The following is a 13206-nucleotide window of genomic DNA, read 5'->3' as shown; positions in this document are numbered from 1 at the left end:
GGCGCGCAATAGTCAAGGCGGGCCGGGGTCCGCACCATCCCAGGAGTGAATACCATGGCGCTTGAGCGTACTTTTTCCATCATCAAACCAGATGCCACCAAACGCAACCTGACAGGCAAGATCGTTGCCAAGTTCGAAGAAGCCGGTTTGCGCGTTGTTGCATCCAAGCGCATCCAGATGACTCTGGCGCAAGCGCAAGAATTTTACGGTGTCCATTCTGAGCGCCCTTTCTTTGGCGAATTGTGCGAGTTCATGATTTCCGAACCCGTCGTTGTGCAGGTTCTGGAAGGCGAAGGCGCCATTGCGAAAAACCGTGAAGTCATGGGCGCTACAAACCCAGCTGACGCTGCACCGGGCACGATCCGCGCGGAATTTGCCGAAAGCGTCGGCGAAAACTCTGTTCACGGTTCTGATGCGCCAGAAACAGCTGCAGTGGAAATCGCGTATTTCTTCTCTGGTTTGGAGTTGGTGGGCTAAGCCCTAACTGCTTTTAGCGACAAGATTTGAAAAAGGGCGGGTGCAAGTCACCGGCCCTTTTTTGTTGAGATACGTGTGTTATGAATGACGTACGGTGCGCGCCTGTTTTTAGCGCTTCTCCAAAATTCCGATTTTATTCATCATTTGTTCGAATGCACCACGCCCTTCATCGGAGGCTTGGGATTTGATCTGATCAAAATTTTTGCGCAAATTGCGTTTTTCATCGCCTTTGCAATCGTTCCACGGGCGCCCCTGAAGCCCCATCACCAACACGTAATAACCGATGAAGTGCGGTTTCATGCCGGTTTGCAACAGGCGGCGGTAGGTTTCGTCAGGCCCGAGTGCCCGCAATTCTTCCGCGGAATGTATTCCTGCCTTTTCGCAGGACGCTTCCATGGCGGGGCCAAGGTTGCGGATAGAAGATACAGGCGTTGTCATGCCCTGATCTTATGAGCTGTGGTTTAGATTGTCATCAAAACAACGTGCTTAAAGGCTCGCGTAATCCGTGATGACGGGGGCAGGGCGGTTGTCCTGCGCTTGAACGGGTTGCGGGGCTGGTGCCGGGTCTTTTTGTGACATTGTGGACCTCAATGGATTGTGAACCCGTTAACTTCAGCACAGCTCTAAGGTTAAAGGGGGGCGCAAATGAGGCAAAATTGTGACGAGGTTGGCGGAGGCTTTACCGCTTTGAAATACGGTACCGCGTGGTTTGACGATAGGTGTCGCCCGGGGCCAACAGGATGTCTGGAAAACTTGCATGGTTCGGGGCGTCTGGCCAACCTTGGGGCTCCAATGCGACACCGGCATAGGGCGCCAGCGCATGGGGAAAGCTGGCGCAGGTTGCGTTTTGCGGTAGACCCGCACCGTCATAGACTTGCAGGCCCGCTTCCGTGCTGTCGATGTCCACGCATAACCCGTCGCTTGCCTGCAGCGTTACGATGTGGCGGGGGGTCATGTGTTTCGACCCTGGCAAACAAACACAATGGTCTATATTTTTCGCACGAGGTAGGTATCGTAACGTGTTGAAATCAAGAACTGTTCCTTCGGTCTTGGGCGTCTGGCCTGTTGGAATGTTCGCGTTGTCCACTTCGACATATCGGTCCCCCGCCACCCAAAGTTTTGTGTCCGAGATCGTTTTGTCCAATGCCCAATAGGGATGGTGGGCGATGTTCATCGGGGTTTTTTGCGTCGTCGTCGCCGTGATATCCAGACTGAGTGCGTTCGCGGTCAAACGATAGGTTGCTGTAAATTTTCGAAGCCCGGGTAAGCCGCCAACGCCATCTTCCAAAACGCACTTCAGGGTGATTTGTGTCGGGGTTACGTCAGAGGCCGTCCAATGGATGGCGTGCAATCCGCTGTCACCCGAATGAAGTGTTGTACGGTTGTTTTCGTTACACTGCATTTGATAGGTTTTTCCATCGATGACCAATTGGCCGTTCGCAAGACGGTTTGCGATCGGTCCGACCAATGGTCCGGCAAAGATAGGAATGTTCGCATGGTTTGCTGAATCCTCAAACCCCAGCAAAAGGTCGCGTTTCACATAACGTAGACGAGACAAGGTTGCCCCTTGGGCCAGAACTTCTGCGTGTAAGGGGCCGCAAGATAAGGTGAATTTGTCAGTCATGTTTCATATTTTGATCGTATCCACAGCTTTTGCAAGACACGCTTTGACAAAGCTTGACCTTGGCGCCGATCAAGCCTTTTGTGCAAACAACACCAATGTAAGGATGCCCAAATGGACCGCGCAAAAATCGTGCATGAGAATTTCTTGCGGCGCGTACAGGCGCAGGATTTCCCTCAGGGTGCTGCGCCAAAATCGGGTTTGGACGCAACCACAGCAATCGAGATTTTTCGGGCAGGCTGCCTGAGCCGGGCGTTGGACTTGACCAGCCGTGACATGCAAAAGGCGGGGCAGGGTTTTTACACTATCGGATCGTCTGGCCACGAGGGGATGGCGGCTGTGGCACGTGCGTTACGTCCCGATGACATTGCGTTTTTGCACTACCGCGATGCAGCTTTTCAAATCGCGCGCGCGGATCAAGTGCCAGGGCAGACGATAACATGGGACATGCTGCTTAGTTTTGCCTGTTCCTCCGAAGACCCGACAAGCGGCGGGCGGCACAAAGTTCTGGGATCAAAGTCGCTGATGATACCGCCGCAAACATCAACTATCGCAAGTCATTTGCCGAAAGCCGTCGGGGCCGCATTTTCACTTGGGTTGGCCCGCAGACATGCCCCGGAACATCGGGAATTGCCGCAAGACGGCATTGCGATGTGCAGTTTCGGTGATGCGTCTGCCAACCACTCCACAGCGCAAGGGGCGTTTAACACCGCGGGCTGGACATCTGTTCAAGCCACGCCATTGCCTTTGCTGTTTGTGTGTGAAGACAACGGTATCGGGATTTCGACTAAGACGCCACAAGGGTGGATTGCGGCATCCATGAAACACCGCCCAGGGGTCGCGTATTTTGAGGCTGACGGTTTGGACATCTATGACACATACGCGACGGCCCAAGCAGCTGCCGACTATGTGCGTACACGGCGCAAACCTGCGTTTTTGCACCTGAGAATGGTACGTCTGTACGGTCACGCCGGTGCGGATATCGCCACCAGTTACCTCCCCAAGTCCGAAGTGGAGGCCGATGAGGCAAATGATCCACTGTTGCACGGCGTGCGTTTGCTGCGGGATGCGGGGGCATTGGCGCCGGAAGATGCTTTGAACATCTACACATCCACCGCCGCACGCGTCAAAGACGTGGCGGCCACAGTCGTCACGCGGCCCCATCTGCAGACGGCGCAAGATGTTATGGCCGCCATCGTCCCGCCAAAGCGCACCTGCACCCCAAGCAATGGACCCAGCACATCAACGCGAACAGCGGTGTTTGGAAGTGACGCAAAAGCACAAGCGGCTCCGCAACCTATGGCCAAGCTGATCAATTGGGCTTTAACCGACATTATGTTGGACCATCCCGAAACGGTCATGATGGGGGAAGATGTCGGGCGCAAAGGCGGGGTTTACGGTGTAACGCAGCGGTTGCAGCAACGTTTCGGGCCAGACCGTGTGATTGACAGCCTGTTGGACGAACAAAGCATCCTTGGTCTTGCGATTGGCATGGCGCACAACGGTTTTATTCCGATCCCTGAAATCCAGTTCTTGGCCTATCTGCACAACGCCGAAGATCAATTGCGCGGGGAAGCGGCGACGCTGCCGTTCTTTTCAAATGGTCAATTCACCAACCCAATGGTGCTGCGCATCGCAGGGCTTGGGTACCAGAAGGGCTTCGGGGGGCATTTTCACAACGACAACTCCTTGGCTGTTCTGCGCGATATTCCCGGCGTGATTATTGCCTGCCCGTCTAATGGGGCGGATGCTGTGGGCATGTTGCGTGAAGCCGTTCGGTTGGCGCGTGAAGAACAAAGGGTCGTGGTTTTTGTTGAACCGATCGCCCTTTATCCCATGCGCGATCTTGCACAAACTGGCGATGGTGGTTGGATGTCGACGTATCCTTTGGGCCGTCAGAGTATTGGGTTAACCGATATCGGTGTGCATGGGAATGGCACAGACATCGCGATACTGAGCTATGGCAATGGGCATTATCTGTCTCGTCAGGCGCAGGTTGATTTGGAGGATCTCAACATCAATGCGCGTGTTATTGACATGCGTTGGATCGCGCCTTTGCCCGAAGCCGCAATTGTGCAAGCTGTTCAAGGCTGCGATCACGTATTGATCGTGGACGAATGTCGACGCACCGGCGGACAAGGCGATGCGCTGATTGCGTTGCTGGCTCGAAACAACGTAAATTCGGTTGGTATATTGGCGGCTGAAGACAGCTTTATTGCGACGGGTCCGGCCTATTCTGCAACACTTCCATCCCGTGAAGGAATTGTTGCGATGGCCAGAAACATGGTGACAGGAGAGGGCGCATGACCCGCCGCGCGGTGCTGATTTTTCCTGGACGGGGGACGTACAATGCCCCTGAGCTGGGGTACGTGTCGCGGCATCACGGGCTTGAAAACGACACTGTTCGACAATTCGATGCGCATCGGAAATCGAATGGTCACTTGACAGTGTCGGACCTTGACGGTGCCGCAAAATTTGACCCGGAAACCTATTCGACTGGCAGTGTTGCGTCGGCTCTGATCTTTGCGTGTGGGGCCCTGGATGCTCAGGTCTTGGCAGATGATATTGAAATTGTTGCGATTACGGGCAATTCGATGGGTTGGTATACGGCTTTGGCCGCTGCCAGTGTTTTGTCGCTTCCAGACGGTTTTCAAGTGGCCGACACCATGGGCTGTTTGATGGAGGAACACGGTGTTGGCGGACAAACTGTGTATCCTTTTGTTGGCGATGACTGGCAAAGTGATGAGGTTGAAAAGCAGCGGCTTTTAAACTTGATTTCAGACATAGCGTCAAAGCCTCAACATCAGTTGTCTTTGTCTATTGATTTGGGTGGCATGCTTGTTGTCGCAGGGGACATTGCCGGGTTGGCTGCGTTTGAAAAAGCGGTTCCGCAGAAAGGCGTTTTCCCATTAAGGCTGAAAAACCACGCTGCATTTCACACGCATATGCAACAAAATGTTGCGCAACTGGGGCGTCAGGCTCTGGCTGATATTGATTGGAGTTCGCCCAACGTCCCCATTATTGACGGAACCGGTAAGATCTGGTGGCCTGACATGTCGGACCTTCAGGCCTTGGCGGCCTACACTTTAGGCGACCAGATCTGTGAAACCTATAATTTTACGAAAGCTGTACAAGTTGCGGCAAAAGAATACGCCCCCGATTTGTTTGTTGTCGCGGGGCCGGGTACGACGTTGGGCGGTGCTGTCGCGCAATCGCTGGTGGGCTGCGGGTGGTTGGGTATGCGCGATCGAGACAGTTTTTTGCAGCTTCAGGCCGAAACTGGGGTGTTGAGTGCCATGGGTCGTGACGATCAGAGACGAAAAGTGGAGAAATGACGCACGTCGGTATCATTCTTTATGATTGTGAGACGCAGCCGCACCGACGTTGTTGAGTAACATCTAATCAGACCAGTGAGCCGGTAGATTGAATTTCCGTTGCGTCAGTTTTTATTAAGTGTCTTCGAAAACGTCGGTACGGAAACCAGACCCTGACTGCGTTGATCTAGCGGAATAGAGGTTTCACGGTAGTTACTTCAAAACAAATTGACATCACCTGTACCATCTTCAGGCATTTTTTCCGAAGCGACCGGGCATACCAAATGTTGTGTCGATGCCAGATGTAGGTCTTGAACCAATTGTTTTGGGTCCGTACACCCTTCGCTAAGACTGCATAGCAATCTGGACGTGTCCATAATCGATTGGTTCAAAAAATCTAGCCGCTGAAAGTCTTCCATAGCATTCGGATGTTTGGACAGGATGACATGGAAATGTTCTGTCATGAAGTCTTCTGTGGTTGTCAAAGTCTTCGACAAGTTCGCGACGTGCTGGGCCATTCTGCCCAAAACAGTCAACAAATATTGTACTTCGGAATTTGGATCATGATCCTTCATTTTTAGAGAGGACCAACAACGGTCTCTATGCATCTGCGCAAATCTGCTTGCTCAAATGGCTTTTTTAAATAGTTATTCATGCCCAATTTACGCCCATAGTCTATAATTTGCTGTTCAGCACGGCCGGTTACGAGAATAAACCCAACGCCTTTTGTCTTTTCTCCGCTGCGTAAGCTGTGAAGCAACTTTAGGCCGTCCATATTTGGCATGTTATAGTCAGATATGACCAAGTGAACTGGCGCCTTGGCCAGAACCCGAAGTGCATCTGCACCGTCTTCGGCTGTCGACACATTTGAAATGCCGAATGAATCAAGGGCTTGAGTTATCAGTCCTCTGCTTGTGGACATGTCATCGACTACCATAATTCTGATTTGATCCCTCAGTGCCATTTATTTTCCCTATGGTGTACGGTGGTCGAAAATTTGATTTTCTTTTTCAAAATCGGATGATTTCGAAGCGTCTGTTGTGTTGTTTTTTTCGTCAGGCGGCCTCACTTTTTTCCAGCTCTATAATGTTCGACAAATCCAACACCCGGATCATGCGTTCATCCAGCAAGGTAAGGGCCTTAATAACACCAGCTTGAGAACTTGTTGACATTTCAGGAGGGGGTTGAAGATCGCTTTCCGTTAAAGCGATGATATCCGACACGGCGTCTACAAGAAGCCCTGTCATGCTATCTTTGTGTTTGACGACAATAATGACATTTCGCTCGGTATGTTCTCGAGATTCCATTCCCAGTCGTTCCGCCAAATCCATTACCGGAAGAACGGTGCCGCGGAGATTTATGACGCCTTTCATATGCTTGGGCGCATGTGGCAATGGCGTTGTCCGCGTCCATCCTCGGATTTCTCGGACACACATGATGTCCAGTGAATACTCTTGGTCCCCGAGACGGAAGGTGAGCAATTCGGAAGGTACGCTGGTTTCTACATCGGTCATTTGAAATGTCCTGTTATTTACGAAGCAAATCTGGTTGCAGCTGAACTATCCTGCGCTTGAACAATTATGTCCGAAGGGTCGAGAATAAGGGCAATCTGCCCATCACCCAGAATGGTTGCTGCTGCGATCCCGGGGGCACGATAGAAGCTGTCATCTAACCCTTTGATCACCACTTGGCGTTGGTCTTGAATATCGTCAACGATGAGCGCGGCCCTATTGCCGTCTTCCTGAACAATCAACAACACGACAGAATCTATATAGCTGTCTTTTGTCTCCCGGTACCCTAAAGAGACCCCCAGATCAAAAAGGGGAACGAACTCTCCGCGGACCCGAACGACATCAAGTCCAGGGCGGACCTGGTCCAAATTTTCTTCGGTAAGGGTCAGTGTTTCCACCACGACATTTAGAGGTAGAACAAGCGTTTCTTCTGCGATTTGAACAACCATTCCATCCAACACTGCCAGTGTTAATGGCAACGATATTGAAAAGGTTGTGCCAACCCCTTTCTGGGAGGTTATTGTGATGCGTCCGCCCAAAGCCTGAATAGAAGTCCTTACTACGTCCATTCCCACACCGCGCCCCGAAAGGTCTGACACGCTGCTTGCGGTTGAAAAGCCTGGAAGAAACAACAGATTGTCGATTTCAGTGTCCAATAGCACAGCGTCAGCAGGAATGAGCCCTTTTTCAGTGGCAATCTGCTGAACTTTGGGTCGGTTTATTCCGCCGCCGTCATCTGAAACTTCAATCACAACGCGGCCCGAGCGATGCGCAGCGGTCAAACGGACTTGTCCTTGTGGAGATTTCCCTGCTGCTTTGCGGTCCGCAGTTGTTTCCAATCCGTGATCGACAGCATTTCGGATCATATGGGTCAGGGGGTCAGCAAGACGTTCAATGACAGTTTTGTCGACTTCAGTATTTTCGCCGTCAGTTTCCAGCCGAACGTCCTTATTAACGGCCGCAGATGCTTCACGTATGATACGTGACATTCTTTGAAATAGAGACTTAACAGGCTGTGCACGGATCATCATGACACTGTCCTGAATGTCACGGGTGAGACGTTGAAATTCTTCCAGTCCGTTCATTGCATCCGAATGTGGTGACAGCCCGGCTGCTTCCAGACTTTGCGACAACATGGCTTGGTTGATAACCAATTCACCGACCAAGTTTACCAAACGTTCAATTCTGTCCAAATCAACGCGCACAACGGACTTCGCTGCTGCGGCTCCGGGTGCTTTAGGTGGCGTCTGCAAGGGTTGTGGAGGCTTCATTCCTAGACCAGTATCAGGTGCGTCATCTTGTGTCGGTGGAGGTTCTGGCAGATCAGGCAGATCATCCACTTCAGGCGTGACGTTTGGGCTTTGCGCACTGTCCGAAGTAATTTTTAGGTCGCACAGTCCATCGACAAATTCAAAAACAGACTCAATTTCAGCAGTTTCAACATTTGCCGAGAGCGTCACCTGCCATGAAAGATAAGGCATTTCTGGCGACAATTCCTCTAAGGCAGGCAACTTGTCCAGATTGCATTCGGTTTTGCATTTACCCAGTTCTTGCAATGCTTTGAGAATTTGAAACGGTTCATTTCCAGTTTCGAAAAGTTCTGCATTGGGGGTGAAATGAATGTAGAATTTAGGCTGCTCTGGTTCGACGGACATATCGGGTATGTCCAGATCAAGGTCCAGATCAAGGTCCAGATTTAACCCCATTGGTTGGAAGTCGATTTCTTCTTCTTCAGCTTCTTCTTCCGGGCTTCCGCCAATTGCAACATCAAGCTCATCAGTCAGTAGCTTCCCTTGATCGTCCGGCAGATCAAATCCGTCGCGTGCTGCACGAACAAGATCTGAAAGGTGATCAGCGCAACGGAAGAACAATTTTAAGAGACTGCTGTCGATTTCCAAAGTACCCGATCGGATACTGTCCATCACCGTTTCATACCGGTGCGCAAACCGGACCAGTTTTTCCAACCCAAAAGCACCGGCACCACCCTTGATCGAATGGACCGCCCGAAAGACGACGTTGATTGTCTCAGCGTCCCATTCGCCGTCGTCAATGGTCTGCAATCCATCGTGCATCGCTTCAAGCAATTCTTCACATTCAATGAAGAATGAGGCCTTAATCTCGGCCATTGGATCGGTTGGTTCGGTCATGTTTTTTGTCCTTACCCGGCAACCATCTGAAGCGCTTTGATCAATTTCGTCGGTTCAAACGGCTTTACGATCCACCCTGTTGCCCCGGCTTGCCGCGCACGCATTTTAAGTTCAGGTGCAGCTTCAGTGGTCAGGACCAAAATAGGAGTGGCGCGATATGAATTCTTTTGGCGGACCGCGTCGATGAACCCGAAGCCGTCCATCCGAGGCATGTTGATGTCGGTGATAATCGCGTCGGGGGAAAGGTTTTCAAGAACTTCGACACCGTGAATACCGTCATCGGCAGTATGGACAGTAAAACCGGCTGGTTCCAACGCCAGTCGGATCATTTCACGCATTGTACGGCTGTCATCAACGGCCAAAATTTCAAGGCTCATGCTGTGCCCTCCATGAGGTTTGCGGAATTGAGCCCCATGTAGCCCAATTGCTGTTCGACACGTTCGCTGACATTTTCAAGCTTTAAAGATGCCCCTGATGCGTGGGTGCGCCGTGCCGTTGCCAAAATGGCCTGTGCACCTAATGCGCCGAAATGTACGACGTCTGAGGCGTCCAAAATAATGTCGGTGCCTGCATCGACTGCTTTCAAATCCGATACCAGTTTCTCAGAAAAGGACAGATCGAGCCGCGCTGTTAGTTTAATTGTCTCAGCCATAGATCTGATCCAAACTACCAACCTGTTGCATCGTCATCGCGTTCTCCATCCAGTCTCAATTCGAACGATCTCTGTTTAGCCGAGGGGTTCTTAAGACAGCGTTACTAGCTAAGATTTCTTTTGCATCTCCAAAAGAAAACGCCCCGCTGCGGAAGCAACGGGGCGTTTAAATCTGTTATTTAGTGTAGTGATCAGGCCTTACGACGGCGTCCACCTGTGCGCCCGGCGCGACCGCGGCCTTCTTGGCCAGCTTTGGGCGCCACCTTGTTAAAGCTGATCCAATCACCGCCGTGCGGGTCATTGTCTGTCAGGAAATTGGCTGCGCGAATGGCTTCCATTTCCTTGCCTGCGCGTGCCTGGGTTGATCCGATCCCAAACATTTGAGCAAAAGCTTCGTCATCCATATCAGCCGGTAAGATGATACCTGATGCTTCGACTTCCGCGCGCTTCTCCGCCAAACGCTTTGGGCCAACCGGCAATGCCACAGGGTTCATGATCGCTGACGTCATGCCTGCGCCCATTGCCATCGGCAAAAACGCATTGTTGATGCCGTGACGGTTCGGCAGACCAAAAGAAATGTTGGACGCGCCACATGTCGTGTTCACGCCCAGTTCTTCGCGCAAACGGCGTACAAGCGTGAAAACCTGAAGTCCGGCAGTGGCCATCGCACCAATCGGCATAACCAATGGGTCAACAACGATGTCATGCGCGGGAATGCCGAAATCAGCCGCCCGTTCCACGATTTTCTTGGCAACAGCGAAACGCACATCCGGGTCTTCGGAAATACCTGTGTCGTCGTTGGAAATCGCGACAACAGGCACGTTGTATTTCTTGACCAACGGCAAAACCATTTCCAGACGTTCTTCTTCGCCTGTAACCGAGTTCAAAAGGGGGCGACCTTCGGCAGCGGCCAAACCGTTTTCCAAAGCCCCTGGAACAGAGCTGTCGATGCACAAGGGGCAGTCTGTAATGGCTTGTACGCGCTGCACCAGTTCGGTCATCAACATAGGCTCAACAAAGTTGTTGTCCGCATAGCGGGGGTCTTCGGCCATTTTGTTGGAAAAAACAGCACCAGAGTTGATGTCGAGGATATTCGCGCCCGCCATAACCTGTGCCAATGCATCGGCTTCAACGCGTGAAAAATCACCGCGTTCCAATTCTTCGGACAGTACTTTTCGGCCCGTTGGGTTGATCCGTTCTCCGATCACGCAAAAGGGCTGGTCAAACCCGATGACGGCTGTTTTTGTCTTGGATTCGACAATCGTTTTTACCATGACGGCAATCCTTTATGCGTTTTTCGGTGTGGCTGCGGCCCCACCGTTTTCGATAGCCCAATTTGCATTGGTTTTGATGCCGCCCAGCGGGAAAAAGTGAACTTGGGCGATGTTGAAATCTGGGTTGGCCGCTTTGTGTGCAGCCAATTCCGAGATGACTTCTGTGGGTTCAAATGGCAAAAGCAGTTTCGTGACGTCTTTGGCGCGCCGTTGCAGCACACGCAAAGAGGGGCCAACGCCGCAAGCGATGGCAAATTTGATCATGGTTTGCAGCTTGGCGGGACCCGCAATGCCGATGTGAATGGGCAAATCAATGCCCGCTGCTTTCAGCGCGTCAGCCCATTCGATGATCGGACCTGCTTCAAAGGCAAACTGAGTGGCCAAAGCCATCTTCGCATCGGTACGGGTGGAAAAATCCTGCTTCCAGCGCAGCGCGTCATCGACGTTTTTCATGCTGCCGTCGGGATCAATGTCTTTGTTGCCTTCGGGGTGGCCTGCGACGTGCAAATGTTTGAAGCCGGCCGCGTCAAACGCACCTGTTTCCAAAAGCTGCATGGAGCTGTCGAAATCACCATGAGGCGTTGTGACGCCGCCAGCCAATAGCAACGCCTGATCGACGTTTGCTTCGCCTTGATAACGGGCGATCCAGTCTTGCAAAGTGGATGCGTCTTTGATGATGCGGGCCGGAAAGTGCGGCATCACATCAAAGCCTTCGGCGTTTAGGCGCTTGGCGGTGTCGACCATGTCTTCGATGGGGGTGCCTTCGATATGCGCGATGTAAACGCGCGTGCCTTCGGGCAAGATGTCGCCAAAGTTATCCACTTTTGCAGCAGTGCGGGGCATCACCTCGATGGAATAGCCTTGCAGAAAGCTTTCAACCTCTGGGGACAAACGGCCTGCATCGGGGCCTTCGGATTTTTTGAAATTGAACAAAGCCATCAGCTTTCCTTTCCAAGGAGTGGACCCGTCAGGTTGGGGCGTGTCCGTCGTTTGCAATCAACGCCTTGATGCGATCTGCATCATATTCGGCTTCCAGACGCAGGGCTTCTGCCTCTGCGATCTGGTCGGGGTCACCGTCCATGGGGTAGGGGGCCGCTTTGCGCCATTCGGCAAGATAAGCATCGGCATCTTTGGCGTTCACTTTCATCGCGGCGCGGTCGATGGCTTGTTCAAACCGCTCTTCCAGCTGGCGTTTTGATCCACGACGTCCTTTGCCCACGATGACTTGGGCAGGAATGTCGCGCCAATATACGATCGTGACGTCTGGCATGTGTGATTCCCCTTGGTTGGTTTGGCCTGTGTAGGGCAGGTTTTGCGCATTCCGGCGTCGTTTTTCGACAGAAACGAAGCTGTCCGCGACCTCTTTGTCTGCACCTGTTTAGGCGGGCTCTGTAAAAGGGGCCAGTGCGCGGGTTGCTCAAAATCCTCATGGTTTTCATGAGGGCGATGTTTTAGGTTGTGTCCAAAGCATGGATCACATGTGCAAAAGCGTGAGGCTGCATACCAAAATGATCAAAGTCGAAGCACATAAGATAGCCTATATGGCGCTGCCAAAAGCGGCGTGTTCTTCGATAAAAAAGGCATTGGCCACGATCGACCCAGCCGTCAAAGTGGATGAATTGGCGGACACCGAATATGACTATGACAAGTGGCATATGGTGTATCCAACACAACGGTTTCGCCCGCACCGGTGGTCTGCCCTTGATCCCGACTGGTTCGGTTTCACCGTGGTCCGCGATCCGGTCAAACGCTTGATGGCGTGTTACACGAACCGTGTGGTGGAACGTGGTGAACTTAAAAACAGCCGGAAAATCAAAAACGGGGCCTATAACTTGCCTGTGGACCCTGATCCGGATTTCTTCTTTCAAAATCTGGACGCCTACAAAAAGGCGGCCTCGGTTATCAAACACCATGCGATGCACACGTGGTTGTTCACCGGCCCCGATCTGAGTGTGTACAAAAAGGTCTACCCCACGGAAAAGTTGGGGGCATTGGCAAAGGATCTCAGCGACTGGACCAATGCGCCATTTGAGATCGGGCGCGAAAATACAAGCTCGATGACTTTGACGCTGGATGATTTGAAACCGGAAACTGTAAAAGCGCTGACGCCGTGGTTGTGTTTGGAATACGGGTTCTTGATCAACCACTACGACAAACGCCCGGCGCAATTGCAGGCACTGTAGCGGTCTGGCCCCTAAATGGGTCCGGTC

14 protein-coding genes are annotated in these 13206 nt (G+C 52.2%); 4 read left to right on the top strand and 10 right to left on the bottom strand.

Annotated elements, in window-relative coordinates; all coding sequences use genetic code 11:
* The first annotated feature begins 54 nt into the window (after positions 1-54).
* Positions 55-477, top strand: a complete 423-nt coding sequence (gene ndk / locus ASD8599_RS11315; protein WP_108828632.1) for a nucleoside-diphosphate kinase — start codon at positions 55-57, stop codon at positions 475-477.
* 108 nt (positions 478-585) lie between these two features.
* On the opposite strand, the gene ASD8599_RS11310 is transcribed toward ndk, so the two are convergent.
* Positions 586-915, bottom strand: a complete 330-nt coding sequence (locus ASD8599_RS11310) for a TfoX/Sxy family protein (protein WP_108828631.1) — start codon at positions 913-915, stop codon at positions 586-588.
* A 241-nt stretch (positions 916-1156) separates the two neighbouring features.
* The gene (locus ASD8599_RS11305; protein ID WP_108828630.1) at positions 1157-2101 is read right to left on the bottom strand and encodes an aldose epimerase family protein; all 945 of its coding nucleotides are present in this window, start codon (positions 2099-2101) and stop codon (positions 1157-1159) included.
* Positions 2102-2212: 111 nt separating this feature from the next.
* Between ASD8599_RS11305 and ASD8599_RS11300 the strand changes: the two genes are divergently transcribed.
* Together ASD8599_RS11300 and ASD8599_RS11295 are read left to right on the top strand one after the other, a co-directional pair.
* The gene (locus ASD8599_RS11300; RefSeq protein ID WP_108828629.1) at positions 2213-4405 is read left to right on the top strand and encodes a thiamine pyrophosphate-dependent enzyme; all 2193 of its coding nucleotides are present in this window, start codon (positions 2213-2215) and stop codon (positions 4403-4405) included.
* Positions 4402-5433: an ACP S-malonyltransferase gene (locus ASD8599_RS11295; RefSeq protein WP_108828628.1), complete on the top strand. Its 1032-nt coding sequence runs from the start codon at positions 4402-4404 to the stop codon at positions 5431-5433. Before ASD8599_RS11300 ends, ASD8599_RS11295 begins: the two co-directional genes overlap by 4 nt.
* Positions 5434-5989: 556 nt before the next feature.
* Here the strand turns inward: ASD8599_RS11295 and ASD8599_RS11285 are convergent.
* The 8 genes from ASD8599_RS11285 to ASD8599_RS11250 form a co-directional block, all read right to left on the bottom strand.
* Complete coding sequence (locus tag ASD8599_RS11285) at positions 5990-6376, bottom strand: response regulator (protein WP_108828626.1); 387 nt, start codon at positions 6374-6376, stop codon at positions 5990-5992.
* A 91-nt stretch (positions 6377-6467) separates the two neighbouring features.
* Entirely contained in the window at positions 6468-6926 is a 459-nt protein-coding gene (locus ASD8599_RS11280; RefSeq protein ID WP_108828625.1) for a chemotaxis protein CheW, read from the bottom strand.
* Between the two features lie 17 nt (positions 6927-6943).
* Positions 6944-9070, bottom strand: coding sequence for a chemotaxis protein CheA (locus ASD8599_RS11275; protein ID WP_108828624.1), 2127 nt, complete (start codon positions 9068-9070; stop codon positions 6944-6946).
* Positions 9071-9081: 11 nt separating this feature from the next.
* Positions 9082-9447 carry a response regulator gene (locus tag ASD8599_RS11270; protein ID WP_108828623.1) on the bottom strand — a complete coding sequence of 122 codons (366 nt, stop codon included), beginning with the start codon at positions 9445-9447 and terminating at the stop codon, positions 9082-9084.
* The gene (locus ASD8599_RS11265) at positions 9444-9722 is read right to left on the bottom strand and encodes an STAS domain-containing protein (protein WP_108828622.1); all 279 of its coding nucleotides are present in this window, start codon (positions 9720-9722) and stop codon (positions 9444-9446) included. The genes ASD8599_RS11270 and ASD8599_RS11265 overlap by 4 nt, the downstream gene beginning before the upstream one ends.
* A 191-nt stretch (positions 9723-9913) precedes the next feature.
* Positions 9914-10996, bottom strand: coding sequence for a methyltetrahydrofolate cobalamin methyltransferase (locus ASD8599_RS11260; protein WP_108828621.1), 1083 nt, complete (start codon positions 10994-10996; stop codon positions 9914-9916).
* Positions 10997-11008: 12 nt separating this feature from the next.
* On the bottom strand, positions 11009-11935 hold the full coding sequence (locus ASD8599_RS11255) for a methylenetetrahydrofolate reductase (RefSeq protein WP_108828620.1): 927 nt from the start codon (positions 11933-11935) through the stop codon (positions 11009-11011).
* Between the two features lie 28 nt (positions 11936-11963).
* The gene (locus ASD8599_RS11250; RefSeq protein WP_108828619.1) at positions 11964-12266 is read right to left on the bottom strand and encodes a virulence factor; all 303 of its coding nucleotides are present in this window, start codon (positions 12264-12266) and stop codon (positions 11964-11966) included.
* A 238-nt stretch (positions 12267-12504) separates the two neighbouring features.
* Here ASD8599_RS11250 and ASD8599_RS11245 point away from each other — a divergent pair, with 238 nt between their 5' ends.
* Positions 12505-13179 carry a sulfotransferase family 2 domain-containing protein gene (locus ASD8599_RS11245; protein ID WP_181364471.1) on the top strand — a complete coding sequence of 225 codons (675 nt, stop codon included), beginning with the start codon at positions 12505-12507 and terminating at the stop codon, positions 13177-13179.
* The last annotated feature ends 27 nt before the right edge of the window (positions 13180-13206 follow it).

The sequence above is a fragment of the Ascidiaceihabitans donghaensis genome, from assembly GCF_900302465.1.
Classification (GTDB): domain Bacteria; phylum Pseudomonadota; class Alphaproteobacteria; order Rhodobacterales; family Rhodobacteraceae; genus Ascidiaceihabitans; species Ascidiaceihabitans donghaensis.
Note: the sequence above shows the minus strand (reverse complement) of the source record. Positions and strands in the feature narration are given on the sequence as shown.

Coding starts and splice junctions, on each gene's coding strand:
- ASD8599_RS11245 (WP_181364471.1), top strand. CDS start 12,505: ATGATCAAAGTCGAAGCACATAAGATAGCCTATATGGCGCTGCCAAAA.
- ASD8599_RS11300 (WP_108828629.1), top strand. CDS start 2,213: ATGGACCGCGCAAAAATCGTGCATGAGAATTTCTTGCGGCGCGTACAG.
- ndk (WP_108828632.1), top strand. CDS start 55: ATGGCGCTTGAGCGTACTTTTTCCATCATCAAACCAGATGCCACCAAA.
- ASD8599_RS11305 (WP_108828630.1), bottom strand. CDS start 2,101: ATGACTGACAAATTCACCTTATCTTGCGGCCCCTTACACGCAGAAGTT.
- ASD8599_RS11270 (WP_108828623.1), bottom strand. CDS start 9,447: ATGAGCCTTGAAATTTTGGCCGTTGATGACAGCCGTACAATGCGTGAA.
- ASD8599_RS11275 (WP_108828624.1), bottom strand. CDS start 9,070: ATGACCGAACCAACCGATCCAATGGCCGAGATTAAGGCCTCATTCTTC.
- ASD8599_RS11250 (WP_108828619.1), bottom strand. CDS start 12,266: ATGCCAGACGTCACGATCGTATATTGGCGCGACATTCCTGCCCAAGTC.
- ASD8599_RS11265 (WP_108828622.1), bottom strand. CDS start 9,722: ATGGCTGAGACAATTAAACTAACAGCGCGGCTCGATCTGTCCTTTTCT.
- ASD8599_RS11260 (WP_108828621.1), bottom strand. CDS start 10,996: ATGGTAAAAACGATTGTCGAATCCAAGACAAAAACAGCCGTCATCGGG.
- ASD8599_RS11310 (WP_108828631.1), bottom strand. CDS start 915: ATGACAACGCCTGTATCTTCTATCCGCAACCTTGGCCCCGCCATGGAA.
- ASD8599_RS11285 (WP_108828626.1), bottom strand. CDS start 6,376: ATGGCACTGAGGGATCAAATCAGAATTATGGTAGTCGATGACATGTCC.
- ASD8599_RS11280 (WP_108828625.1), bottom strand. CDS start 6,926: ATGACCGATGTAGAAACCAGCGTACCTTCCGAATTGCTCACCTTCCGT.
- ASD8599_RS11295 (WP_108828628.1), top strand. CDS start 4,402: ATGACCCGCCGCGCGGTGCTGATTTTTCCTGGACGGGGGACGTACAAT.
- ASD8599_RS11255 (WP_108828620.1), bottom strand. CDS start 11,935: ATGGCTTTGTTCAATTTCAAAAAATCCGAAGGCCCCGATGCAGGCCGT.